At 51.8% G+C, this 22,438-nt stretch carries 23 protein-coding genes and 1 tRNA gene; 4 read left to right on the top strand and 20 right to left on the bottom strand.

The features are described 5' to 3' along the window. Positions 1 to 21: 21 nt before the first annotated feature. The 3 genes from ACOMDU_RS11520 to ACOMDU_RS11510 all read right to left on the bottom strand — a co-directional run bounded on the left by ACOMDU_RS11520 (position 22) and on the right by ACOMDU_RS11510 (position 4,544). Entirely contained in the window at positions 22 to 2,151 is a 2,130-nt protein-coding gene (locus tag ACOMDU_RS11520) for an alpha/beta hydrolase fold domain-containing protein (RefSeq protein ID WP_421130444.1), read from the bottom strand. A 633-nt stretch (positions 2,152 to 2,784) separates the two neighbouring features. Continuing rightward, positions 2,785 to 3,891, bottom strand: a complete 1,107-nt coding sequence (locus ACOMDU_RS11515; protein ID WP_421130443.1) for a PTS sugar transporter subunit IIC — start codon at positions 3,889 to 3,891, stop codon at positions 2,785 to 2,787. Between the two features lie 56 nt (positions 3,892 to 3,947). After that, entirely contained in the window at positions 3,948 to 4,544 is a 597-nt protein-coding gene (locus tag ACOMDU_RS11510; protein WP_421130442.1) for a gamma-glutamyl-gamma-aminobutyrate hydrolase family protein, read from the bottom strand. 383 nt (positions 4,545 to 4,927) lie between these two features. Here ACOMDU_RS11510 and ACOMDU_RS11505 point away from each other — a divergent pair. After that, positions 4,928 to 5,015: transfer RNA gene (locus tag ACOMDU_RS11505), tRNA-Ser, on the top strand. 89 nt (positions 5,016 to 5,104) lie between these two features. On the opposite strand, the gene ACOMDU_RS11500 is transcribed toward ACOMDU_RS11505, so the two are convergent. The 9 genes from ACOMDU_RS11500 to ACOMDU_RS11460 all read right to left on the bottom strand — a co-directional run bounded on the left by ACOMDU_RS11500 (position 5,105) and on the right by ACOMDU_RS11460 (position 11,946). After that, a complete protein-coding gene (locus tag ACOMDU_RS11500; protein WP_421130441.1) occupies positions 5,105 to 6,325 on the bottom strand; it encodes a tyrosine-type recombinase/integrase in 1,221 nt (406 codons plus the stop codon). 113 nt (positions 6,326 to 6,438) lie between these two features. Next, positions 6,439 to 6,669, bottom strand: a complete 231-nt coding sequence (locus ACOMDU_RS11495) for a helix-turn-helix domain-containing protein (protein ID WP_421130440.1) — start codon at positions 6,667 to 6,669, stop codon at positions 6,439 to 6,441. Continuing rightward, the gene (locus ACOMDU_RS11490) at positions 6,656 to 6,976 is read right to left on the bottom strand and encodes a hypothetical protein (RefSeq protein WP_418568376.1); all 321 of its coding nucleotides are present in this window, start codon (positions 6,974 to 6,976) and stop codon (positions 6,656 to 6,658) included. Before ACOMDU_RS11490 ends, ACOMDU_RS11495 begins: the two co-directional genes overlap by 14 nt. A 14-nt stretch (positions 6,977 to 6,990) precedes the next feature. Continuing rightward, positions 6,991 to 7,917, bottom strand: coding sequence for a ParB/RepB/Spo0J family partition protein (locus tag ACOMDU_RS11485; protein WP_421130439.1), 927 nt, complete (start codon positions 7,915 to 7,917; stop codon positions 6,991 to 6,993). A gap of 17 nt (positions 7,918 to 7,934) precedes the next feature. Beyond that, the gene (locus tag ACOMDU_RS11480; protein WP_421130438.1) at positions 7,935 to 9,380 is read right to left on the bottom strand and encodes a relaxase/mobilization nuclease domain-containing protein; all 1,446 of its coding nucleotides are present in this window, start codon (positions 9,378 to 9,380) and stop codon (positions 7,935 to 7,937) included. Next, positions 9,349 to 9,669, bottom strand: a complete 321-nt coding sequence (locus tag ACOMDU_RS11475) for a plasmid mobilization protein (RefSeq protein WP_421130437.1) — start codon at positions 9,667 to 9,669, stop codon at positions 9,349 to 9,351. The genes ACOMDU_RS11480 and ACOMDU_RS11475 overlap by 32 nt, the downstream gene beginning before the upstream one ends. A 143-nt stretch (positions 9,670 to 9,812) precedes the next feature. Beyond that, positions 9,813 to 10,940: an AAA family ATPase gene (locus tag ACOMDU_RS11470; protein WP_421130436.1), complete on the bottom strand. Its 1,128-nt coding sequence runs from the start codon at positions 10,938 to 10,940 to the stop codon at positions 9,813 to 9,815. A 565-nt stretch (positions 10,941 to 11,505) separates the two neighbouring features. Further along, on the bottom strand, positions 11,506 to 11,634 hold the full coding sequence (locus ACOMDU_RS11465; RefSeq protein ID WP_421130435.1) for a hypothetical protein: 129 nt from the start codon (positions 11,632 to 11,634) through the stop codon (positions 11,506 to 11,508). Between the two features lie 33 nt (positions 11,635 to 11,667). Beyond that, positions 11,668 to 11,946 (bottom strand): TnpV protein, encoded by a 279-nt coding sequence (locus ACOMDU_RS11460; RefSeq protein ID WP_421130434.1) that lies wholly within the window; start codon positions 11,944 to 11,946, stop codon positions 11,668 to 11,670. A 363-nt stretch (positions 11,947 to 12,309) separates the two neighbouring features. Here ACOMDU_RS11460 and ACOMDU_RS11455 point away from each other — a divergent pair, with 363 nt between their 5' ends. Further along, positions 12,310 to 12,498, top strand: coding sequence for a helix-turn-helix domain-containing protein (locus tag ACOMDU_RS11455; RefSeq protein WP_177465015.1), 189 nt, complete (start codon positions 12,310 to 12,312; stop codon positions 12,496 to 12,498). Between the two features lie 109 nt (positions 12,499 to 12,607). Further along, entirely contained in the window at positions 12,608 to 13,690 is a 1,083-nt protein-coding gene (locus tag ACOMDU_RS11450; RefSeq protein WP_421130433.1) for a Fic family protein, read from the top strand. 177 nt (positions 13,691 to 13,867) lie between these two features. Here the strand turns inward: ACOMDU_RS11450 and ACOMDU_RS11445 are convergent, their stop codons facing one another. The 8 genes from ACOMDU_RS11445 to ACOMDU_RS11410 form a co-directional block, all read right to left on the bottom strand. After that, on the bottom strand, positions 13,868 to 14,968 hold the full coding sequence (locus tag ACOMDU_RS11445; protein ID WP_178265003.1) for a hypothetical protein: 1,101 nt from the start codon (positions 14,966 to 14,968) through the stop codon (positions 13,868 to 13,870). Further along, a complete protein-coding gene (locus tag ACOMDU_RS11440) occupies positions 14,935 to 16,329 on the bottom strand; it encodes a restriction endonuclease subunit S (RefSeq protein ID WP_178265004.1) in 1,395 nt (464 codons plus the stop codon). The genes ACOMDU_RS11445 and ACOMDU_RS11440 overlap by 34 nt, the downstream gene beginning before the upstream one ends. A 44-nt stretch (positions 16,330 to 16,373) precedes the next feature. After that, a complete protein-coding gene (locus tag ACOMDU_RS11435; RefSeq protein WP_178265005.1) occupies positions 16,374 to 18,383 on the bottom strand; it encodes an N-6 DNA methylase in 2,010 nt (669 codons plus the stop codon). Position 18,384: 1 nt separating this feature from the next. Then, positions 18,385 to 18,756, bottom strand: a complete 372-nt coding sequence (locus ACOMDU_RS11430) for a helix-turn-helix domain-containing protein (protein WP_421130432.1) — start codon at positions 18,754 to 18,756, stop codon at positions 18,385 to 18,387. A 531-nt stretch (positions 18,757 to 19,287) separates the two neighbouring features. Beyond that, entirely contained in the window at positions 19,288 to 20,304 is a 1,017-nt protein-coding gene (locus ACOMDU_RS11425; RefSeq protein ID WP_421130431.1) for a virulence RhuM family protein, read from the bottom strand. Beyond that, positions 20,294 to 20,464, bottom strand: a complete 171-nt coding sequence (locus tag ACOMDU_RS11420) for a hypothetical protein (protein WP_421130430.1) — start codon at positions 20,462 to 20,464, stop codon at positions 20,294 to 20,296. Before ACOMDU_RS11420 ends, ACOMDU_RS11425 begins: the two co-directional genes overlap by 11 nt. Then, a complete protein-coding gene (locus ACOMDU_RS11415) occupies positions 20,452 to 21,030 on the bottom strand; it encodes a hypothetical protein (protein WP_421130429.1) in 579 nt (192 codons plus the stop codon). The genes ACOMDU_RS11420 and ACOMDU_RS11415 overlap by 13 nt, the downstream gene beginning before the upstream one ends. Positions 21,031 to 21,509: 479 nt before the next feature. Then, on the bottom strand, positions 21,510 to 21,932 hold the full coding sequence (locus ACOMDU_RS11410; RefSeq protein ID WP_421130428.1) for a site-specific integrase: 423 nt from the start codon (positions 21,930 to 21,932) through the stop codon (positions 21,510 to 21,512). A 254-nt stretch (positions 21,933 to 22,186) separates the two neighbouring features. Here ACOMDU_RS11410 and ACOMDU_RS11405 point away from each other — a divergent pair, with 254 nt between their 5' ends. Further along, complete coding sequence (locus ACOMDU_RS11405) at positions 22,187 to 22,396, top strand: helix-turn-helix domain-containing protein (protein WP_158707401.1); 210 nt, start codon at positions 22,187 to 22,189, stop codon at positions 22,394 to 22,396. Positions 22,397 to 22,438: the final 42 nt, after the last annotated feature.

Here is a 22,438-nt window from a genome sequence, read left to right as displayed (position 1 = left end):
AGGCTCCTTTCTCCCGTTGTGTCAGCGCATATTGCTCTCGACCTTAACGGGCAGTCCCAGCCGATGCAGCACGCGGTAGAAGTGATACTCCAGCTCCGGCTCCCGGATACTGCGGATACAGTTGATATAGGCTGTATCCCCCCAGGTGACCACGCCGCAGTTGTGGGGTGCCTTGGCCTGCACACCGATGATGAAGTCCATCCGGCGCACATAGGGCACCATCACGTCCGGCAGTTCCACGCGGCCCAGGTTGGACAGGCACAAGCAGGACTTACACTCGCCCACCGTGTCAAACACGGCCTTCATGGCGATATTCTTGATGAACAGCGGCATGACCCGCAGCACGGGCGAACGTTCGCTGGCCACATTGGCGGCAAACTTGGCCCGCATAGTCCAGCGGTTGTTCTCCAGTCCCATCTTGTGGTGCACCAAGGCACACAGCTCCTGAAAGCTGCACGCCCCCAGCCGCGGATCGATCTCCGGGGTAATATAGGACGCAAAGTTCCGCAGCGTTTTGCTGGGAAACAGCTTTCGCAGATTTACCGGCAGCAGCACCTTCACCGGCTTACGGTGGCGGGGGTTGGGCACCTTCTCCGTCTGCAGCTCCAGAATAGCCTGCATCATGGCGGCACACAGCAGCTCCGTCACGGACACGCCGTGGTCTTTGGCGCAGGAACGCAGCTTATCCGCCGGCACCATCAGTGTCACCAGGTCCTTATAGCCATCTGTCTCCGGCGTGCCGGTCAGGTGCCAGGCCGTGGCCTCGGCGCGGCTGGCGGTCACATCCCCAGCATACCGGGCAAAGCTGTCCTCCAGCTCCTCCGGCGACGGCTCCTCTAACCGTCCCAGTACGCCCTTTTCCGCAGGGACGGAGATACCGTACTTCTCACTGAGATATTCCGCCAGCAGTGATTTGACAAACACCAGTGCGCCGGTGCCGTCGGTCAACGCATGGAAAAACTCCACCGCAAAGCGGTCCTTATACACCAGCACCCGGAAGGCGCACTGCCGCACCTGGCGGAACGGCGCATGGGCCAGCGGGCAGCTCTTTTCGTCCTGTATGGGCGGCGTGTGGGGTATCTCCTCCAGATAGTACCAGAACACACCCCGCCGCAGCCGTACGGCAATGGACGGGAAACGCCGCACCGTCACATCCAGCGCCGCTGCCAGCACCGCGCGGTCTACCGGCTCCGCCAGCGTGGCGGAGATGCGGAAAAAATTGTTCCAGTTGCGCCGCTTGGCAGCGGGATATATCTTGGCCGCGTTGTCCAGACGCATCCACCGCAGGCTCCGGGCCGGGGACAGGTTCTGCGTCATAAAGCGGTTGATCTCATAGATATCCTGCTCCATGTTCTCCTGCAGGCAATAGAGCACATAGGCGTGCCAGCGCCCCGGCGCGATGATCAGCCTGCTTTTGCTCCCGGCCTTTTTCAGCCGTTCATGCAATCCCCGGGCGTCATCCAGCAATATCTCATCGCCGCCGGCGAAGATCAGCGTCGGCGGGAAGCCCGTCAGGTCGCCCAGCAGGGGCGAACACAGCGGGTCCGTGGGGTCCTGCGTATAGCACCTGGCGTAGAATTGCAGCAGCTCCTCCGTCAGGGACGGATCGTTGTCCCGGTTGAATTCGTAGGACTTCCCGGAACCGGTCAGGTCCACCCAGGGCGAGATGGCGATGAGCCCGCAGGGCAGCTCCCGGCCCAGCTGCTTCAGCTTCAGACACAGAGCGCAGATCAGCCCGCCGCCGGCGCTCTCGCCGCACAGCAAAATCTGCTGCGGCGCGTAGCCCTTTTTCAGCAAATAGTCGTAGGCAGTCAGTGCATCCTCCAACGCGGCGGGATAGGGGTTCTCCGGCGCCAGGCGGTACGCCCCGCAGAACACGCGCACACCGCACTCGCTGGCCAGCGTAGCCGCAAAGCCCTTGGCATAGTCCAGACTACCACAGGTATAGCCGCCGCCGTGGAGATACAGCACCACGCCGCTGCGGCGCTCGTCCTTAGGCATGACCCACGCGCCCTTGAACTGCTCGAAGTCGTGGTCGCGGAAGATCACCTCCCGCTTGTGCAGGGCGCTCATCAGCTCGCCCAGCTTATCCTGTCCCTTGCGGGTAGTCTCCAGTGAGCAACCCGCCACAAAGGGCTTAAAAAAATTCAATTGTGAACGCACCAGCTTTGCCGATAATTCCATTGTGGTCGTTCCTTTCCTCGTTGCTGATAGATGATTATACCATATTGTGCAAGTCTTGTAAACCAAGCCAAACCGGACGAACGAGCCGCTTTTGTACCGCGTCTCAAACACGAGTCTTTTCTTTACAGCCACAGATTATATCCTATTCCGTTGTTGATATGCACGGACGGAACGGAATACACCTTTGGCTTTTCGTGCTACAAGAAGATTCCTTCCGATTTCAACAGCACTCCTCATTCGATTCGTATCCGTGTCTATACCGGCTATAATTGGCGGCCTTGGGATGCGACTCCTGAAATCGCAGAGCTGGAAGCGGATGGTACGCTGTGTTTTTCACTGCGTGATTCTAACAGAGAGCGGAAAACCAGCCGGGTAATTCTCATTTCGATCGGCGCTGTATTTACCGGCATCTTTGCGCTTAGCGCATACGACATTTTCCTGTCACCGGCTGTGCAGAGGAAACGTCAAGCGAAGGAACGAGCGAAACGGAAAGCACAAAAACGAGATAGAAGCAATCGTGAGTCAACTCCCCAAAGTTATAGACAACCCCGCCTGCTTCGGCTCAGCAAAAAAGGCGGCTGACGCCGCCTTTTTTGTGTTTTACAGATCCAGCTTCAGATCGCCGTCCTTGATCCACCCCCACTTCCGTAGGGGGATGGCGATGAGCCACGTCAGCACGGCGGGCAGCACAAAGGAGATCAGCACCAGGCCCAGCCAGTCCATGCCGGTGACGGCGGCCTTTGCGCCGCTGGCCACATCGTTGACCCAGCCGGTGTAGACGCCGATCTGCCCCACCAGGCCGCAGGTACCCATGCCGGAGGACACCGGCGCGCCATTCATCTCCAAGCGGAACAGGCAGGTGGCGACAGGGCCGGTGATGGCGGCAGCCAGCGTAGGCGGTATCCATATCCGGGGATTGCGGACGATATTGCCCATCTGCAGCATACTGGTGCCCAGGCCCTGGGCGGCCAGGCCACCCCAGCGGTTTTCACGGAAGCTCATAACGGCGAAGCCCACCATCTGGGCGCAGCAGCCCGCCACGGCAGCGCCGCCGGCCAGGCCTGTCAGCCCCAGAGCCGCACAGATGGCGGCGGAGGAGATGGGCAGCGTCAGCGCCACGCCGATGACCACGGAGACGATGATGCCCATGAAGAAGGGCTGCAGCTCCGTTGCCCACATGATGGCCTGTCCCACGGCGGAGGCCGCCGTGCCCACCGGCGCGGCGATCAGCGCGGCGAAGCCCACGCCCACCAGCACGGTGACGATGGGCGTCACCAGAATGTCGATCTTCGTCTCCTTGCTGACGGCCTTGCCCAGCTCCGCGGCAACAATGGCCACGAACAGCACCGCCAGAGGGCCGCCCGCGTCGCCCATGTAGTTGGTGGCAAAACCCACGGGGATCAGTGAGAACAGCACCAGCGGCGGCGCGTTCAGCGCCCGGGCGATGGCCACGGCCATACCGGGGCCTACCATAACCGAGCACAGCCCGCCAATGGTGTAGTGCACCGCGCCGTCACCCTTGCCGATGGTGACGATGACGGCGTTCAGGAACCCGATGTGGAACTGCTGCCCGATGGTGTTAAGGATGGTACCCACCAGCAACGTGCAGAACAGTCCCTGGGCCATGGCCCCCATGGCGTCGATAAAATAGCGCTTGGCGGAGAAAACGATGTCCTTTCGTTTCAGAAAGGCGCGGAGCTTTTCCATAGCGGTATACCTCGCTTGTCGATTTTCTCCATTATAGGCATACTTGACCGCCCTTGTCAACCGCCGCTGTTCTTTTCTGCCTGCCGCCGCAGCCACCAGAACACCGCCGCACCGTCCGCAGCCTCCCCCCGCCGCAGCGCAAATGCCTGGCGCTCCGGGTGCCACTGTACCCCCAGCACCGGCAGGCGGCTGTGACATATCCCTTCGATCACGCCATCCGCCGCCCACTGCCGCACACCCAGCCCCCGCCCCAGGCGGCAGATGGCCTGGTGGTGGTTGCTGTTGACCCGGGGCGCAGTACCCACCAGCTCCGCCAGTTCACCCACCGCCCGTGTGTCATGCAGAATATCGCCCACCTTGACCTGGTGTCCCGGCACACGTGCATACAGTGTCCCGCCGAAAAACACGTTCAGCGCCTGCATTCCCCGGCAGATACCCAAAATCGGCTTCTCCGCTGCCGCATAGGCTCTGATCGTCCGGATCTCATCCTCCGGCAGGCGATCCGCGATATCCCCACCGCCGGGAAGCAGCAGCGCAGCGCACGGGCCGGCCGCCTCGCGCCCTACCACCGGCGTCAGGTCCACTGCTCGCAGCGCTTCCATGTAGTTTACATAATTTAGGCCATCATCCCAGATCAGCACCCGCTTCTCCATAGCCGTCCCCCCTCTCCCATCAGTACATGCGCCGCCGCGTCAAAATATACCCCGCAGAAAAAGAAGTTGCACCCCAGCGGAAAGTATGGTATGATACACCCCGTGACAAGCAGCGGTATCGAAGTGGTCATAACGGGACTGACTCGAAATCATGTGATTAGTCCCCAAAAGTGAATATTTATACACGGAAGCGTATCGAAGTGGTTGTAACGAGCTGCACTCGAAATTTCGGCAGAAGCTGGGAATTTCGTCCCCCTGATTCTCCTTGATATTCCTCAACACAGAAAATCTCAAAATCGAATATTTTTTGCCGTCTCTCCTGTTTTCTCTCCAACGAATTTTTGAGCAAATTTCTGGAAAGAAAACCGGACGAAAATAGACACGGAGAGTTGTCCGAGTGGTCGAAGGTGCAGCACTCGAAATGCTGTAGACCGAAAGGTCTCTAGGGTTCGAATCCCTAACTCTCCGCCACAAAAAGCCTGTAATCACGCCGATTACAGGCTTTTTTATTTTTGCCCAAAGGATAAGCCTGCACGATCTTCGGTTTTCAGGGGAGAAAATCAGAAGTTCTCCCCGGCACCGATCGACCCCCAGCGGCTGCTGAAGTCGCCGCCCTCCGGCAGGGAAAGCCCTGTCTCCATCGCCTGTGCCGAGGTGATCTTGGATTTGTAATCCAAGTGGGCGTAGATATTCGCCGTGGTGGTAAAGTCGCTATGTCCCAGCCACTCCTGAATGTGCTTGAGGGGGACGCCATTGGCCAGCAGCAAACTGGCGCAGCTATGGCGAAGATCATGAAAGCGAATGTGCCGCAGACCGTTCTGCTCCAGCAGCTTGCTGAAATTGGCGGTAACGCTTCTGGGGTTGAAGATATTGCCCATGGCATCCACAAAAACATAGCCGTCATACTTTTTGCTGTAGCAATTTCCGCATACGCGCCTATTCTCCTTTTGCTGCTCCCTCAGCGCCAGCAGCTTTTCCCGGATGTTGCTGACCAGCGGCAGGGAGCGCAGGCTTGATTTCGTCTTGGCGCGGTCGGCGCAGACGATTTCACATTTGCCGTCTATCTTTGCGTTGGTTACAATGTGCTTAATGGTGATGGTGTCCCGCTCAAAGTCGATGGCGTCCCATTTCAGCCCCAGCGCCTCGCTGCGGCGCAGGCCGTAAAAGGCGGTCATCTGAATCAGCAGGGAGTACGGATGATCCTTGGACGCTTCCAGCAGCCTCTCCAGCTCCTCCTGCCGGTAATAGTCCGCAATATACCGCTGCTTCTTGGGGCGCTCCACCTTGTCGGCGGGGTTGAAGGGAATCAGGTCCATTTTGACGGCGTATTTCAGTGCCTTGTGGATATTGGCGTGATAGTGGATCACCGTACCGGGCGACACGCTTTTCAGCTCATGCAGATAAAAGCTCTGAATGTGCTTGGCTTGAATTCCGTCCAGCGTCAGTCCGGTGTTTCGGAAATACGGTGCGATCTTCCTCTTTACCATTTGCGTGTAAGAGGAAAAGGTGGTCTTTTCCACCGAGCTGCGGATAATCTCCAGCCACAGCTCCATGTAGTCGGCAAACAGCATATTAGAGGAGATGTCCTCGTTCTCCTTGCTCACAACCGGCGGGACAAAGCTCTGGCGGGTGTCCAGCAGCAGCTTCTCGGCGCGGCGCTTGTTTCCCTTTGCGGAAAGTCCTGTGGGAATCCACGGCTGCCTGCGCTTGCCGTTGGCATCCGTGTAATTCAGCACCATGTAGTAATTGTCGTTTTTTATTTGCAGGTGTCCCGCTATCATTCATCCATACCTCCTTTTGCTGACAGCGTATGAACGGGCACCCTTTCGGACCGTAACCATTATACGGCCTACTCAGATGCCCGTCCAATGTGTCGTTTCAGTTCAAATCCGTGTCACGCTGCCGGCTGGGGATTGCCCGCCGAGAGAGCGTAGCGGATCACGTTGATTTTCGGAATGCGGTAGGCGTTTCCGATTTTCATGCCGGGGATATACCCGTCGCCAATCAGCTCGTAGGCCAGATGGCGGCTGATTTTCAGCATGGACTGGACCTGGGCAACGTTCACAATGTCGGGGTAATCCGTGAACATCACCTCATACATGGTCTGCAGCTCAGTCTTCGTCACCGAAACCACCTCCTCCGTCGTCGCGCATAAAGCTGTTGAGCCTTCTTTCGACCATGTGAAGCACATAATGGACCTCGCTTTGGCTCAGATTAAAGGACAATACATGTCCTTCTTCGTCAGTGAGATTGATGGTCATTCGTTCGTTGCTGACATCAATATCAGCGTAGTATTTCTTTAGGAATCTGTCGAAGAGGATATCCACCATTTCACAGCCGTCTTTGGAAAACACGTCAATCATATCATCCAGATAGTCCATTCTTCCTTCGTCCAAATCGAATTCAATGATTTCTTTTATGATTTCTTTCATTGTAAAATCTCCTTTCAGCGGGCGTCGCGGTCTCGGTGCTGACGCTCCAAATGTTTGTTGTAAAAGTCCATAGCCTTGACAAGCGTCTCGGTCATCTGTTTCATAGAGGTGTCCGGACGGAAGAAACTGCGGAGCTTGTCCACCGGCACCTTGACATATTCCACCTGATTGCCCTTGACTTCGGACATGAGCTGCATCACTGCACTATCAGTAAACCTCTGCTCCTCGCTCATGCGTCGCAACCGCTGAGCCTGAGACAGCGACGGCGTCACCTCGTCGCAGTCCATAATGGAGAAGAGCGTTTCCTGCTCGGACGGCTGCAGATACGACAGCTCCACCGCCGGAGTCAGGGCAATCCTTCCGTCATCCACCATCTGGAGGATTTCGGGGATCAGGTTGGTAAGGCGGATATAGCGTTTGACTTGAGAGGCACTGTCTCCCTTTGCAATTTCTTCGACTGTCAACTTCGGACCAAGTTGGTCCGAAGTTCGCCCTTGGTGGCGCAGCGCCTCCATTTTCATCTTGTACGCAAAGGCCTTTTCCGACGGCAGAATGTGCTCCCGCTGTAGGTTGCTGTCCACCATGGTAATGACGGCCTCCTCGTCGGTCAGCTTGCGGATAATCACCGGCATGGTGTCCATCCCCAGCGCTTTGCAGGCCGCCAGACGCCGGTGGCCGGAAATCAGCTCGTATCCGCCGCCCTTCTTGGGCCGCGCCATGGCGGGAGACAACACGCCGGCGTCGGCAATGCTTTTCATCAGCTCCGCCATCTCCGCGTCGTTTTTCACCTTGAAGGGGTGGTTCTTGAAGGGCGTCAGCTCCGAAAGCGGTAGTTCCTCCACCTTCGGCTTGCGGGTGTCCGCCCGCTCCTGCTCGGTCATGAACAGCTCATCATAGCCTCTCAGGCCCAAATCAATGGTTTGGTTTTTCAATTTCATCATCTCTCTTTCTACTGTAATCAGCGTTCATAATGGTTTTCCTCTCTCGCCGGAGCGTTCCGCTGCCGCAGAGCACTTTTCTCCCGCTCCGTGAGATAGGGGTCGTTCTCCAGCCGCGCCTCAAATTCGCTTTCCAGAAGCTCCCGGAGCTTCGGATGGTCCTCAATGATGTCGCAGGCTGTTTTCTTTTTCCTTCGCAGATCGGCCAACACCGCGGTGCAGGCGGCGCAGGATTTTTTCAGTTCGACCCTCTCCGCAGGATCGGCGCAGCCTCGCTGCTTATTGCGGATTTTGCTGCGTGCAGCGGATATTGCATCCATCTCCCTGTCCATTCGTGCAAGAAACTTCTGCACATCCTCCGGCGTGTCCAAATGCTCCCGACACACCAGTGTTATCTCGGCGGTGAAGCGATCCAGCCTGCGGCAAGCCTCCCGGCACTCCGCTGACAAGGGCTGCCGATACTCCTTTTCGTACAGCGGCGCAACGCCCAGCACGATTGCCACACAGCGGAAGAAGCTCAAATACCCGGTGACGCGGGGCAAATGCAGATAGAAATCCCGCTGCCGGTAATATTCTTCCGTTGGCGGATTTTTCCTGGCATATTCCCGTGTGTAGGGCCTCATGAATTCAAAATAGCGCCGGGTCACACGGATGTCCCGCTGGTTCTCCAGCAGCCTGTCCTGCAGCGCCTTCTTGTCATATTCGGCTCCCAGCCGGAAGGTACGCATACACTTTTTGGCGCTTAGAGAGCGGATGGTTGCGTACCTGCGGTAGGGATCGCACACGAACACATAGCCCTTCTTCCGCAGCACGGCGCTCAGCTCCGTCCAGCTGCTTGACATCGTCAGCGCCTCGTCCAGCGCCCGCCGCATGAGGTTGTAGCGGGTAGGCTCGCCGTTCTTTTCGGCAAAGTAGACCGACCGCGCCGTTTTATGCCGTTGGGGATTTTTCACCACCGACAGGCCATGCTCCTTGCAGATACGGTCGGACATATCCCGCAGCTTGTAGTAGACCTCGTATTTTGCCTCCAGCTTTTTGCCCGTCCACATATTCACCGGATTCACAACAAAGTGGTTGTGATAAGTGCCGGTGTTGAAGTGGGTGGCAACAAGCACCTGCCGGTCGTTCCCCCAAAGCCGCCGCGCCGTCTCCACGCCGATGCGATGGCATTCCTCCGCCGTGACCTCACCGGTCTTAAAGGACTGGTAGGCGTGGTAGGCCACATTGCCGCCGGCTTTGCCGAAGCGCCTCTGCACGGCAGCCATCTCCCTTGCGGCGGACTCCGCCCTGCAGTCAATTCCGGTGACGGCGTATTGCTGCTCCCCCTCATCCAGGGTTTTTTCTTTGTCGGCAGCATACAGCAGCACCTGCTCCAGGTCGCTTAGCTTGGTCTTGCTGGGGTTGGTGCAGTAGTCCACCACACGGCTGACGCTGTCATGGATCGCCCAGATCTTCGTCACTGCCATCGGCATCCTCCTTCCCGTGATAGGCGCGCAGAAGCAGGCTCTCGATCTCGGTCAGTGTCTCGTCAAAGTCCCTCATGGCAAGCTCGTAGCGGACGGTATCGTGGAGCGTCGTCAGCTTCTGATACGCCAGCATCAGCTCCCGGCGCGGAGCTTCCCTCACCGCTGCGCCGGTTCCCAAGGTTCGGAGGTATTCCGACATATTCATGCCGCATTTCTTTGCCTTTCTGCGAATGGTATTCTTTTCGGTTTTATAGACTCGCACATTGATTTCCTCTGTTCGATTCCGCATAGATATCACATCCTTTCAGCGGGGTTACAGGGGCGCGCCCCTTTCGTATCGGCAGATACGGGGGAATTGGGTACCGCATAGCTACACAAATCCCATGCTCGTTATCCTTACGGATAAAAAAGCGGTGTATAGCCCCGCACCCCTTAAAGCGGCAATTCCTCATCGCCCTCCGCCTCCTCCCATGACGCAGATGACGCTTGTGACGATGCTTGGGGAAGCCTGGCGATGTCGTCATTCTGTTTCCGCAGTGACGCAAGTCTCTCGCTCCCGGAGGAACCGTCATGACCGTCAGCACCGTCATGCAGCTCCAAAAGCACCAGCCGGGCAGCCGCCGTTTTACGGTATTCGTATGTGATTCCCAAGGGCAGCAGCACATCGCTGTAATGACGGGTCAGATGCTTACTGGCGAGGTTGGGCTTCAGCTCCGTATTACCTACGGCGGCAAGCAGCTGGGACACCGTGCCCCGAAACCGCCCGTGCGCCAAGAGAAAATCCGCCACCTGAAAAACAAAGTCCGGGATGCGTTCCTTTCGCAAATCCTTGGCGCTGAGCGCCTCGGTAATCTCCCATCGGACGCCCCGCATCTGCATTTTCAGCTTCTTCTCCTCCACATCCCGGCCCGTAATGCAGAGGGTGGCGCAATCGCCGAAGCGGTCATCCTTGCGGAGAATCATCCCCGTATCCGCCACGCCCAAAATGCCTGTGGAGCCGGTCATATCATTGAAAATATTGCTGCTGTCCCGCTCCTTTCGGGTGTGATGGACAACGAAGATGCAAATGCCGTGGTCATCGGCAAGCTTTTTCAGGCCGGACAGATCCTTGTAGTCCTGGGCGTAGGCATTGACCTTTGCGGAAGCATTGTCCCGCACCATTTGGAGGGTATCGAGGAATATCAGGCCCGTGGAGGGAAATTCCCGCAGAGCCTCCTCGATCTGCCCCTCCAGCTCCGCACCCAACTGCCCGCAGGAAAAGCCGAAGCGGAGATTCTCCGGTGGAGAATCCGTCAGCTCCTGCATACGCTGCTGAACGCGCCATTCCCGGTCCTCCAAGGCCAGATATACCACATCGGTTTTTCTGGTGGGCAGCCCCCACACCGCCTCGCCGCGGCTGATTTGCAGGCACAGCCACAGCACCATCCAGCTCTTGCCGATCTTGGAGTCACCCGCTAAAATGGCGAGCCCGTCGGAGAGAACACCGTCGATGAGCATTTTGGGGTGGGCAAGAGGCTTGTAATACAGGGTATCGGCATCGATCAGCTGTAGCTTGTTCATGTGTTTCACCTTCTTTCTTTCGCTGGTAATTGTGTTTTTTGGTTTGGCGCCGTACTTCCGATATCGTTTTTATATACCTGCCCCGGGGGCTCCGCGGCGTTGCTATGCTCGCTCTTTCGAGGTCGCCGCACAGTCATATCTGTCTCGGTAACGGCTATTCCGTTGTCAAGGTCCACGGGGGAAGCTTAGAAGCTCCTCTCACTTTCCCTTTGCCGAATTTTTTTCAGATTTTCCCGCTGCTTTTCAAAATTTTTTCTTTTGAGCTGGTAAATTATAAAAAGCCGAGCTTGTGCAGAGCTTTTTCAAAGTTCCCCTCACTTGGTAGGCAGCGAGAAGGCCAAAAAATTAACCCCCTTGAAAAATTCTTTTGTTTTGGCTCCAAATTGGAGCCATTTTCCTATGCAGGACTGCTCGTGGCTCCGAAATGGAGCCATTTTTCGTCTATGGCATCAAAATTGATGCCATGTCCATTCCGGATTTCATCGGTGTGGCTGCAAAATTGATGCCATAAAAATAAGCGCCTGCCTCTTTTCAGAAGCAGACGCTCATTTCTCGTATTCAGTTTTTACCGTAGCAGCCGGATCAGCAGCTCATTGATATCCTCGGGGGGCTTGCCGCTTGCTACCAGCTTGTTCCGAAAGGACAACAGGGCCGTTGTCAGCAGCCGTCGCTCGCCGGCGCAAAGTGCTAACACCCGATTTCTTCTATGCTTGAACATCACCACACCTCAGCAATAAACCAGCTCAGAAAGGATAATCTCTTCCGCTCGGCTGCGGATGCTGTTCATCCGTCCCACCCATTCCATTTGATTCTCAGCCTTCAGCCGCTCAGTGACACCCTCGGCTTCCTTCATCTGCGCGACCAGCCGACCAAACATCTCTTGGGCTGTGTCACCGATTTCCTTGAGATGCTCGTCCAGCTTGCCGGTCAGCAGCATCCCCGTGTAGATGCCGTCTCTGTACTCGCGCAGATACCGCCTGCGCTTTTCTGCGAATCTGTTGTACATACTCTTCCTCCTTCACGCCCGCCGTATGGGTTTTATCATCATCCACATAATAGCGCAACCCGAAGGAAAAGCCCAATGTGTGAAAAACAGATTTGCAGATTTGACCATTTTACAATTCTGTTTGCAAGCCAAATTCGCTCCATTCACTCCGAGCGGGTGAATGGAGCGAATTTTCAGCGAATATTTCCCCCATCTGATAAGGCCTTGTGATAAAAAAGCAAGAAGTTCATTCTTGAAAGCATGGGATTATCCTCTGCTTTCCTCGTAAATCCGCAATAATCCTTGATAAATCCGCCTTGTTGTGATATACTTAAATTGTATAGTTATAGCTATCGGAAACTGCCTGAAAGTGAGGACATTTTAATGGAACCGACCATCGAACGCTGGTACTCAATGAAAGAGATTTGCGAATACCTCGGCGTCAGCCGTGATACGGTACTCGCCTGGATAGAGAAAAGAAATATGCCCGCTGCGAAAATAGGCCGCCTTTGGAAATTCAAGGTCAGCGAAGTAGACGCCTGGATGAAGTCCGGCGTGGCGGCGGATAAGTAATTATTTTGGAGGTGCACTATGGCATAGGAAGGGCATCGACCAAAGCTATTATTACGAGGGGTGCACGACCTTCAAGGCGGAAGATTTGAGCAAGGAATGAGGTGCAGATATGCCGGATCAGAATTGGCAATTTGAACTGGAAGAATATATCAAGCAGGGTGAACCCGACCGAGCTGAAAAAAGCGAGGCGTGGCAGACCGCCATCGGCTTGCAGGCGGTGGACGGGCTGAACACCTCTGCCTATCTGCTGGATACGGCCAAGGATCACATCGAGGGTAAAATCACCATCGATGAAGCCCAGCAGCGCATTCATAGCTATTATGAGCAGCGCACCACCCGCACCGAAATAGAGAACGAAACCAAAGAAGCGGACATTGTTTCCGCCAGAATCGCAAAACTGTTGGGGGAAAAAGCCTTCCAATTCTCCCCCGCTGAGTGGCTCTCCATCCATCGTAGGCTGTTTGAGGGCGTGTTCAGTCACGCCGGACAGATTCGGCAGTACAACATCACCAAGAAAGAGTGGGTGCTGAACGGCGATACCGTGACCTATGCGGATTGGAACAGTATCAAGGATACGCTGGATTACGATTTTGCCACCGAAAAACAGTTCTCTTATGAGGGCTTGTCCGTAGATGCGGCGGTGAAGCATCTGGCGAAATTCGCCTCCGACATTTGGCAGATCCATCCCTTCGGCGAGGGAAATACTCGTGCCACCGCCGTCTTTATGATCAAATATATGAAAACTTTCGGCTTTCGTGTAAACAACGACGCCTTTGAAAAGAATTCGTGGTACTTCCGCAACGCCTTGGTCCGAGCGAACTACACAAATCTGCAAAAGGGTGTTCACTCCACCACAAAGTTCTTGGAGATGTTCTTCGGCAATCTCCTTTTGGGCACGGATTACGAGCTGAAGAACCGCTATATGCACATTGATTATGTGGAGGAAAGCAATTCCCAAAGTGCCAAACAGCAAATTCCAAAGTGCCAATTTGGCACTTTGGACTGCACTTTAGAAGAATTGGCTGTGTTGGATTTAATAAAGGAAAATCCAACCATCAAGCAGCAGGAGCTTGCAGACATCACCGACAAATCAATCAGAAGTGTAAAGCGAATTATGAAGTCGCTGCAAGATAAAAACTATATCCGCCGAGAAAACGGCAAGAGATACGGAAAATGGGAAGTGGTGGTTTGATATGAGCCATCGCTTGCGGCGGCTCGATATTCTATCTACGCCTTGCGGCTGAAGAAATGGTAGCACTCACAGAGAAATTCGCAACAATATCCTGATTTGCGCGCAACAAATTATAGTGGCGGTGAGGAATGCTCCTCGCCGCCACTTACTATGCACGGAAGCTTAGCCAAGCGTATTTTACCTTGTTTCAATAGCAGCTATATTCAGGTCAACAATCTCTTTAAGCACTAAGTATGCATTTTTGAAAATGACTTGCCATTCTTCATCCAATGGATCAATGATTTCGTGGAATAGTGCATTACGAAGACGATATACAAAGTCGAGGAACCAAAGGACGCTGTTTTGCCTACGAGATTCATGCAGTTTGCGAAACCACTCCTTTTCCGATGCAGATAAATCGCGCTGAGGCGTCAAATTCACATCGAAATGGTATTGAAAATAGTTTAACGGGCGTTGTTGAATCAGCTCATATGTGTTTCGCGAACGTCCCATTTCATCAGGAGTTTTAAATGTTTCGTCTTTGGCGTTGAGATCAAAAATCTGCCATATAAGAGAGATAATTCGCTTCTCAAGGTTCCCTATTTTAACCAGAAGGCGTTTCCCATAGGCGTTGTTTTCATAATGCAGTTTAAACGCTTCCACAATACTATGCGTTAGCGCGACATTTATTTCGCGTAATAACCATGAAAGATAGTCCTGCTCACTCTCAGTCGGATTCTCTTTGACATGTTCTGTTGACGATTCAAGAATCCCTGAGATATTGCACTGAAATTGAACATTTCCATTATACTCCTCATAGTATTTACCGAAGAACCGCGCAAATCCCGATATAACAAATTGCCACTTAGTGCCGCGATTTCGGCTTATTTTTAGGCCGATGATAAGGCAATCGCTTTTATCCGGCGGAATGTCTTTGAAAGTATATTCAAAGTCCTCGTTTACATGATAAAAGTCCCAAAGGTAGTATTCAGGATATTGCTCCATTATGACTTTACGACCTTCGCGGTAGACTTGTTCCATAGACGCCATTATCTGATCATCAACGATAAGTTTCTTGCTCCCGCTTGTTCTGTAGTAATCTTTATATGCATTCAGATACTTGCCGTCACCTCTTCTGTTTGTTGCCTCTGGAAACATAGTTCTAAGAGTAGAAATATAGGCAAACCATGTCTTAATAAACAGTGATACAAAATCAGCTTCGGTTACTGCTTTCCAGTTTTTGTATATCTTCTCCTGAGGCATATTTACACCTCCACCGGAATTTTGTCTTTCAGCCATGCCAATGCCACATCTTCGCCTTGCTCAATAGCCATTTCGACAGCCTGCTTTGCATATTCAAGCAGTTGTTTGGATTGCTTACGAAGGGCAAAGGATTCCTGAACTTTGGCTGCGATTTCTTCTTGAATGTCATCATCAATCATCGGTAACGGCATGGAAAGAAGTTCATCTTTGCTAATTGCAGTAAGAATTGTCCCTGAACAACGTTGCTTCATAAGAGCCTGTATCGGCTCAGATTTGAAAAGGACAAGCAAAGTTTCAGAGTTAATACAATCAGAATCGAGCACATAAAACCCGGTTGAACACAGTACACCATCATATTCGTCGGTAATTAGGGCACAGCTTTGTAATGAGCCTTCAACAGAAGGCACTATCACCTGTCCTGATTTTACAATTCGGCGTGCTCTCGTGGGTAGAGCACTGCCGTATTGAATATCAACATCAGAAATATCACCTGATTGCCCCACATCTGCAAGTTCTATGTATTGATATGTTTGTTTTGCATCTGGGTTATAGTTTTTATCATGCAGATTGCACAACGATAGTACCGTCTCTCTTGTATTGAGCTTCTTTACAATTGCCTCATATTTCGGCTGATAGTATTCTGCATCAAGACGGCCAAAAGTCTTAAAGCTTGCCGACAACAGTTTTATTGCATTAGAATCATCCTTCAGTTTGAAATAATCCATGTCCATTTTTCGTGCAAAGAAAGCCTCTGCTTCATCATACTTTTTTGAAGCATCCTTGCGTAACTGATGAGCTTTTTCATAACATCTTCTGGCGTTTTCTTGAAACTCTCTTTTTAACAACGGTATTTCAATAGCTTTTACTTCTTCGGGATTAACATTTGTTTGGTTAATCGATTGCCTCGCTCTCCTCCTGATTTCTTGAATGCCATATTGTGTATTCAGAAACGCCGCTAAATACTCGGAATAAATGTGGATATTATCAGGAATAAGTCGCACAAGATAAGAGGCAAATGTCTGGGGTATGCCACAGCTGTAATAAACACCTGTTCTTCCAACCTTCTCGAAGGAATTAGTTCTGTTAAATAAAACATCACGGTCATTTAGTTTAACAGCATAGAATTCCTCGTTTGATAATTCAACGAATTTTTCTGTAGTTAAGTCGCAAAGAGAATGGTGGATTTCGTTCATCCTGAAAATCGGATATCCATAGCCTTCGGTATTCATATCCTTTGAAACACCATACTGCGAAGAAATCAAGTATTTACCGATAGGACAATATTCAAGATTACCATTATGCTTTATTTTTGCGGTGAAGAATTGACTATCAATACGACAGTCTTTGTTCTCTTTTGCGAAGCTGTACAATACTTCGCTGCATTCCAGCCCATCCATCAAAGCCTTATATTTGGCTTCATTGAAAGGTTCAACGGATGGGCTTACCGAAAAAAACTTAAACCTTCCTTTTTTGCAAATTCTGCAAAGGCTTCTGCTATGCCCGGCTCAAGCAAAGCCTCTGTCCCGTCCCGCTTCATGTAAGAAAGCTGGAACAGGTCGTGATCGACAATCAGGTGATTGTGTTTATCCAACGCGGGCAGTCCTGTTTCAGGATCAAACAGATAAATCTTATCACCGGAGTTATCCTTGCTGGGCTTTTGCATCGTCGCAAAGAAGATCGGGTAGTCTTCCTTCTTTGGACATAATTCATCGTCCCACTTCTGCACAAACAGAACTGAGGTTTTTGTTCCGGTATGCGGTTTGAAAACATTTCCGTGTAAACCGACAACGGCGAGAATGCGGCAGCGTTCTGCGATATATTCACGGATTGACTTATCACTGCTGTTGTTAAAGCGCCCTTGCGGAAGAACGATAGCCATACGTCCGCCGGGCTTCAGAAAGTTCAAGTTGCGCTCGATAAAGAGAATGTCTCTGCCAACCTTATTCTGCCATTTTCCGTTAGATTTTTTACCAAGCTCGTAACGGGAAATAATCGTATTCTCTTTAATATCTCCGGCAAATGGAGGATTTGCCATGACCAGATCAAACTGGAACTGGCTATAATCGCTGCTGCCTTTGGGTTGCAACTTCTTTAATTTTTTGAAACCTTCATTATAGGTATCATTCCAATCTTCCTGTTTGATTATCTCGTTCCAGCGGGCATAGTCCAATGTATTCAGGTGCAGCACATTGGTCTGACCGTCACCAGCGATCAGATTAAGGGTGCGGGCAACCCGAACTGTTTTTTCATCGAAGTCAATAGCAAATACATTATCGCGCACAAAATTTGTTTCTTCCGGTATGCGCTGAGCAGCCGTAAATCCTTCGTCTTCCGGAAGCCCTTTTTCGCGGCGAATATCTTTCCATACTTTGAAAATACTATGCACGGTAAATCCTGAGCTGCCGCAGGCGGTGTCGATTATTTTGTCATTGACGGTGGGATTCATCATCTTTACACACATATCAATAACATAGCGCGGTGTAAAGTATTGCCCCTTTTCTCCCTTTTGCGCCTTGCTCATCAGGTATTCAAAGGCATCGTCTACAACATCCAGATTGTTGTTGAACAGTTTAATATCCTGGAGCGTAGCAACGCAGACGGCAAGGTGAGAAGGCGAGAGCAGAATTTTGCTTTCGTCTGTAAAAATACCCTCCCATTTTTTCTTGGCGTCATCAAATAACCCCTGGATTTTCTCTTTCAGCTCAAAGTCTGTTTCACCGGCATTGCGGAACTTTAAGTATGCGCCGGCATCTCGCTCACAAACAAGCTCATCATACAGCTTGGCAAAAATCAACTTAAAAATCTCTTCAAAAGAATCCACCCCTGCACTGGCAAGCACTTCATCTTCCATTTCCTGAATAAGAGAGCGAAGAGAACGCTTTTGCTGGCTGATTCTATCAATCTTTTTCAGATCTTCATAAGTAAACTTCTCGTTGATAATATCAGCGAGCTTTTCGGAAACTTTTGGGATATTTGTAATCGGCTCAAAATAGTTAGGGTCTTTCCTGTTGTAGTAAGAAATCTGCTCGCCATTCGTCCACACACCGATAGGTGCGCCAGTGGCGTTGCAGTAAGACTTCAGTTGTTCCTTGCCATCTGTCAGTTTGGGCTTTTTGAGCTCAACAATGATGTAGGGAACCATCAGACGATCCTTATCCATAATGGCAATATCAGCGCGCTTAACTTCGCGACCAAAATGAATCGGGAATTCAACTTCAATACGGCTTGTAGGATAACCGTACTCGTGGATAAGCTTGTAGAGGTAGAGTTGACGCACTGCTTCTTCAGGTTTAAGCGCGATTTCTTTATCACGTTTCAGACATTTAATAAAGAGAGATTCCTTGCCTCTGATAGTTTTGACAACGATAGCATCTTCAACATATTTGCGTGCTTCCTCAGAAAAGAGTGAAACATCATAATTTGTATTTTTTAACACTTCATTCAAAGTCATTTTATTTTCCTCCCGAAATTGTTGCTAACATTTCTGCCCAGCATTTGTCGTTTATGTTGTTTTCCAATCCAAAATTGATGAGATCAATTAACTTTCTATGCTTCATCAAATAATCCATTTGCTCAATCGGCAAGCGTCCTCGATCTGCGGAAGCTTTTTCTTTGAAAAGGTTTGCTTCGTCATTGGAAAGCCCAAGTCTTCTTATGAGAGCTTCTATATCCGAGGGGTTGGGAGGAGCGTTGTTCTTTCCTTTTTCGATGTTACTGATATATTGTCCTGACTTATTGATTGCAGAGGCCAACTCATCTTGTGTTAGCTGAGCGTTTTTTCGCTTTTCTTTCAAAAACAAGCCAAAATCAGAAGGTTCAATCAAGGTCACTCCTCCTTTATAAATAAATAAATTTGTTTATTTATTATAGCGCAACAAGATAGCATTGTCAATCCCCAGGCTTATAGGCATCGCCGTTGGGTTGTTCCCAAAGAGGATTGTGACACACGAGTAAAATCCTTATGGCCCGGTTTTATAACATCATTCTGGTTTTACATTGACATAGTTCCGATAATGCAATGACATTATTCCGTGGATTTTTGATATTGTTCCGAGGATTGTTCTTTTTCACCCGTCAAAGGTGCGTGATGCTCTCGCCCGGGCTCACGAATCAATCAACAAACTGGCGCTTGTACCGGAAAGTTTCTGAATCCTTGCTCTGTTCTTATTTGGGCCATAAAGTCGTGCATGCTGGAGCTTTAATAGCTGAAAACAGCGGGAGAAATCGCAGAAATCTGCGTTTTCTCCCGCCATATCATTCAGTTGATTTGCAAAATAATTTTTGGCAGTCCCTATCCATACCTCCACAGTATACCGGCTCAAAAAGGATTCCTTCCCTGTAAGGCTATTCCGAGATCAGCGTTTTTCGCCCTCTTTTGCCGCCTTCTCAATGCTGCGAATGGTCTGCAAATATTCCTCCTCCACGGGAGAAAGATTCTGCGCCTGATATTTCTTGTATTCCGCCTTTGCCTTCTCCATCGCCTGCGTGTGGCTGACGGTTCCCCCGTCGGTGAGCAGGGCCTCTCCAGTGGAGGCAAGGATGCGGTCCAGGTTCTCTACATAATCGCTCATGTACATGGGCCGGCGGCGCATCGCCTGAATCTCCGCAAAGTCAAAGTATCCGGAAACGAGATTGTTCAGTATCTTCAGTTCGTCCGCGGAGAGATAGTTCTTTGCGACGGCAATATCCTTCGCCGTGGGAAAATCCCCGGAAAATGCGGTAAGCCCCATAAATGGCTTTTCGGCATCGGCTCGCTCAAAAATCACCTCTGCGGCGGTATGGCCATGGGCGGCATAGTGCAGCTTGTTCTGCACCATTTTGAAAAAAGCCACCGACTCGGCGCTTTTGGGGTCATAGTCCACGCTAGTAGCGTAGAGGTCGAGGACCTGACGGTACATCACCTTTTCGGAGGAACGGATGTCCCGGATGCGGTCAAGAAGCTCCTTCCAATAGCTGCCGCCGCCGAGATTCTTCAGGCGCTCATCGTCCATGGCGAAGCCCTTGACCATATACTCCTTCAAGCGCTCGGTAGCCCAGCGGCGGAACTGCGTTGCAATGGAGGACTTGATGCGATAGCCCAGGGAGATGATCATGTCGAGGTTATAGTGATTTACGGCATAGGTTTTCCCGTCTGCGGCAGTTGTTCGGATTTTCCGAACAACTTCGCTTTGCTCTAACTCGCCTTCCTCAAAAATGTTTTTTATATGCTCACTGACATTGGCCTTACTGCTCTGATACAGCTCACAAAGCTGCGCCTGTGTCAGCCAGACAGTTTCATCCTGAAACCGGACATCAATTTTTGTCTCGCCGCTTTCAGACTGGTAAATGATGATATCGCCCTTGTTTTCATCGTTGAGGAAATTACTGCTCATTTTTGTTCCCTCCCGGCTTTTCGGTGGCTTCAGCAAATGCTCGGCTTATTGCTATTATAGTATCACAAAATCGGCGTTTTTTCAACAGACGCCAAGGGAATGATGCCGCTGTGCCTCTTTTTGAGAGAATAAGGGAAAATGTCCGCATCAATTTCTCCATTTCTGTGCCTCCCAAAGCATATCGATATGCCGGCGAGATTTGCGGTTGGTGTTGTTGTAATCGTCCGAGCAGAGCCAGTCGATGAGATAGCATTTGGGGATCATGTACTTCTGCAGCAGCGTCAGCGCCTTCAGCTTCCCCACGCGAATCCATTGGCAGACGGTGCGGCGGTTATATCCTGTGAAATCCACGGCGGCGGCCACATCCATCACATCCGGCAGCGCGGCCAGCTTGCTCTCATAGTAGCGCCGAAGCTTCTTCTCGTCTTTGGCGCACGGCGGATGGATGCGGATTTTATAGGGCCGAACCATTTCGCTTCCGTATTTGTACCAGTTCTTCGGCGCTATGTACTTTTCCGGGTTGACCTCACGGTCGTTCATAAAAGCGATCACATCGCTCTTTTTAATGGCGTAGCAGCGGGTTTTCTTGCCGGTGCAGGTGTGCGGAATCAGGTTGAATTGGAGAAGATAGAGCGCCGTCTGCTTGCTGATGTGGCAGGCGATCTGCATCTGCTCCTTGTTCATAATCTCCGGGTATTTTTTGAATTCCTTGGCGTCGTATTTCATAACGAAGACTCCTTTCTGTGTTTCGGTCCGAAAGGGTGCTTCGTATAATCTGTTTTGAGCCGGTTTTTCTTGCATTTAATCCGGGGGGCTGTCCGCAAAGCCATACCGGACAAGGGTTTTCTTCTTGCGTGTTTTCTTGCCAGCACGCAAAAAAATCGATCGTTTTGGGGCATTTCTCATTTCAATTTGAACTCTGGTTTTTTCTGATATGGAGCTGGTCAATACCGGTCGGCGCGTCCGAAACCCGTTGCAGCACAAGGGTTTTCGCCGTTTCCAAAACTGCCGCCACCGACCACAGCAGACACGAAAGTACCAAGTGCGAACAAGACTCGAAATGCGGTAGGTCGGCTCAAACCGACGCGAGAGTTCGAATCTCTCCATCTCCGCCACCGAAAAAGCCTGTAATCAAGCCGATTACAGGCTCTTTCCTTTTTCCGAAACGGGCAATTCCGTGCTCTTTCACTTTTTCGGAGAGAAAATCATCCGTTCTCCCCAACATCAATCGATCCCCACCGGCTTCCGAAGTCGCCGCCCTCCGATAGAGCAAGCCCTGTCTCCATCGCCTGCGCCGAGGTGATCTTGGACTTGTAATCCAGGTGGGCGTAGATGTTCGCCGTGGTGGTAAAGTCGCTGTGTCCCAGCCACTCCTGAATGTGCTTGAGGGGAACGCCGTTGGCCAGCAGCAAGCTGGCACAGCTGTGACGAAAATCGTGAAAGCGCATCCGGCGCAGGCCGTGGCTCTCCAAGAATTTTGGGAATGCCGAAGTCAAATAATTGGCCCGCTTCCGCTCGCCCAGCTCGTCCACAAACACAAAGCCGTCGTATTCATAGTTGTAGCAGTTGCCGCAGACCTGCTTGTTCAGCTCCTGCGCCCCAGCAAGTAATTTTGACTGTTCGGGCAAGGGACCTGAACAGCGCAAAATCCGCAAGCGGGTACTCGCTTGCTGTGCTTGCTGACTACTTCGTACCCCCGTATTTCCCCCTCTACCCATACTACAATCCGAGTGGGGTGTTTTGGCCAGTTTCGGAGGACTTTTTCAAAAAATGTCGCTCCTATCCGTAACTTTTCGCTGCTCACTTCGCCGGACGCCTTGTGTTTCTTCGGATATTCGTATATAATGTATCGTGTTGAGTATTGTCCATGCGGAGGTGCGGTATGAACGGGATCAAGGGCTATATCTCCATTCGGGAGGCTTCCTATCGCTGGGGCGTGTCGGAGCGGCGGGTCAACCAGTATTGCGCCGAGGGGCGGATCCCTGGCGCGTCCCGGTTCGGGCGTTCATGGGCGATCCCGGAAAACGCGGAAAAGCCGTCCGACCCGCGCTTTCAGGGACAGCACCGCGATTCCGGCAGGACAAGCACCTGACAGACACCTGGCTACATTGGAAACATCCGCAAAAGGGAAGTG

This window comes from Vescimonas sanitatis (genome assembly GCF_049060325.1).
GTDB classification, from domain to species: Bacteria; Bacillota; Clostridia; order Oscillospirales; family Oscillospiraceae; genus Vescimonas; species Vescimonas sanitatis.
Note: the sequence above shows the minus strand (reverse complement) of the source record. Positions and strands in the feature narration are given on the sequence as shown.

Coding starts and splice junctions, on each gene's coding strand:
- ACOMDU_RS11425 (WP_421130431.1), bottom strand. CDS start 20,304: ATGAGCAGTAATTTCCTCAACGATGAAAACAAGGGCGATATCATCATT.
- ACOMDU_RS11440 (WP_178265004.1), bottom strand. CDS start 16,329: ATGGATGGGCTGGAATGCAGCGAAGTATTGTACAGCTTCGCAAAAGAG.
- ACOMDU_RS11475 (WP_421130437.1), bottom strand. CDS start 9,669: ATGCGGAATCGAACAGAGGAAATCAATGTGCGAGTCTATAAAACCGAA.
- ACOMDU_RS11450 (WP_421130433.1), top strand. CDS start 12,608: ATGCCGGATCAGAATTGGCAATTTGAACTGGAAGAATATATCAAGCAG.
- ACOMDU_RS11510 (WP_421130442.1), bottom strand. CDS start 4,544: ATGGAGAAGCGGGTGCTGATCTGGGATGATGGCCTAAATTATGTAAAC.
- ACOMDU_RS11455 (WP_177465015.1), top strand. CDS start 12,310: ATGGAACCGACCATCGAACGCTGGTACTCAATGAAAGAGATTTGCGAA.
- ACOMDU_RS11405 (WP_158707401.1), top strand. CDS start 22,187: ATGAACGGGATCAAGGGCTATATCTCCATTCGGGAGGCTTCCTATCGC.
- ACOMDU_RS11500 (WP_421130441.1), bottom strand. CDS start 6,325: ATGATAGCGGGACACCTGCAAATAAAAAACGACAATTACTACATGGTG.
- ACOMDU_RS11485 (WP_421130439.1), bottom strand. CDS start 7,917: ATGATGAAATTGAAAAACCAAACCATTGATTTGGGCCTGAGAGGCTAT.
- ACOMDU_RS11435 (WP_178265005.1), bottom strand. CDS start 18,383: ATGACTTTGAATGAAGTGTTAAAAAATACAAATTATGATGTTTCACTC.
- ACOMDU_RS11515 (WP_421130443.1), bottom strand. CDS start 3,891: ATGGAAAAGCTCCGCGCCTTTCTGAAACGAAAGGACATCGTTTTCTCC.
- ACOMDU_RS11490 (WP_418568376.1), bottom strand. CDS start 6,976: ATGAAAGAAATCATAAAAGAAATCATTGAATTCGATTTGGACGAAGGA.
- ACOMDU_RS11445 (WP_178265003.1), bottom strand. CDS start 14,968: ATGGCTGAAAGACAAAATTCCGGTGGAGGTGTAAATATGCCTCAGGAG.
- ACOMDU_RS11470 (WP_421130436.1), bottom strand. CDS start 10,940: ATGAACAAGCTACAGCTGATCGATGCCGATACCCTGTATTACAAGCCT.
- ACOMDU_RS11415 (WP_421130429.1), bottom strand. CDS start 21,030: ATGAAATACGACGCCAAGGAATTCAAAAAATACCCGGAGATTATGAAC.
- ACOMDU_RS11460 (WP_421130434.1), bottom strand. CDS start 11,946: ATGTACAACAGATTCGCAGAAAAGCGCAGGCGGTATCTGCGCGAGTAC.
- ACOMDU_RS11480 (WP_421130438.1), bottom strand. CDS start 9,380: ATGGCAGTGACGAAGATCTGGGCGATCCATGACAGCGTCAGCCGTGTG.
- ACOMDU_RS11420 (WP_421130430.1), bottom strand. CDS start 20,464: ATGGAGAAATTGATGCGGACATTTTCCCTTATTCTCTCAAAAAGAGGC.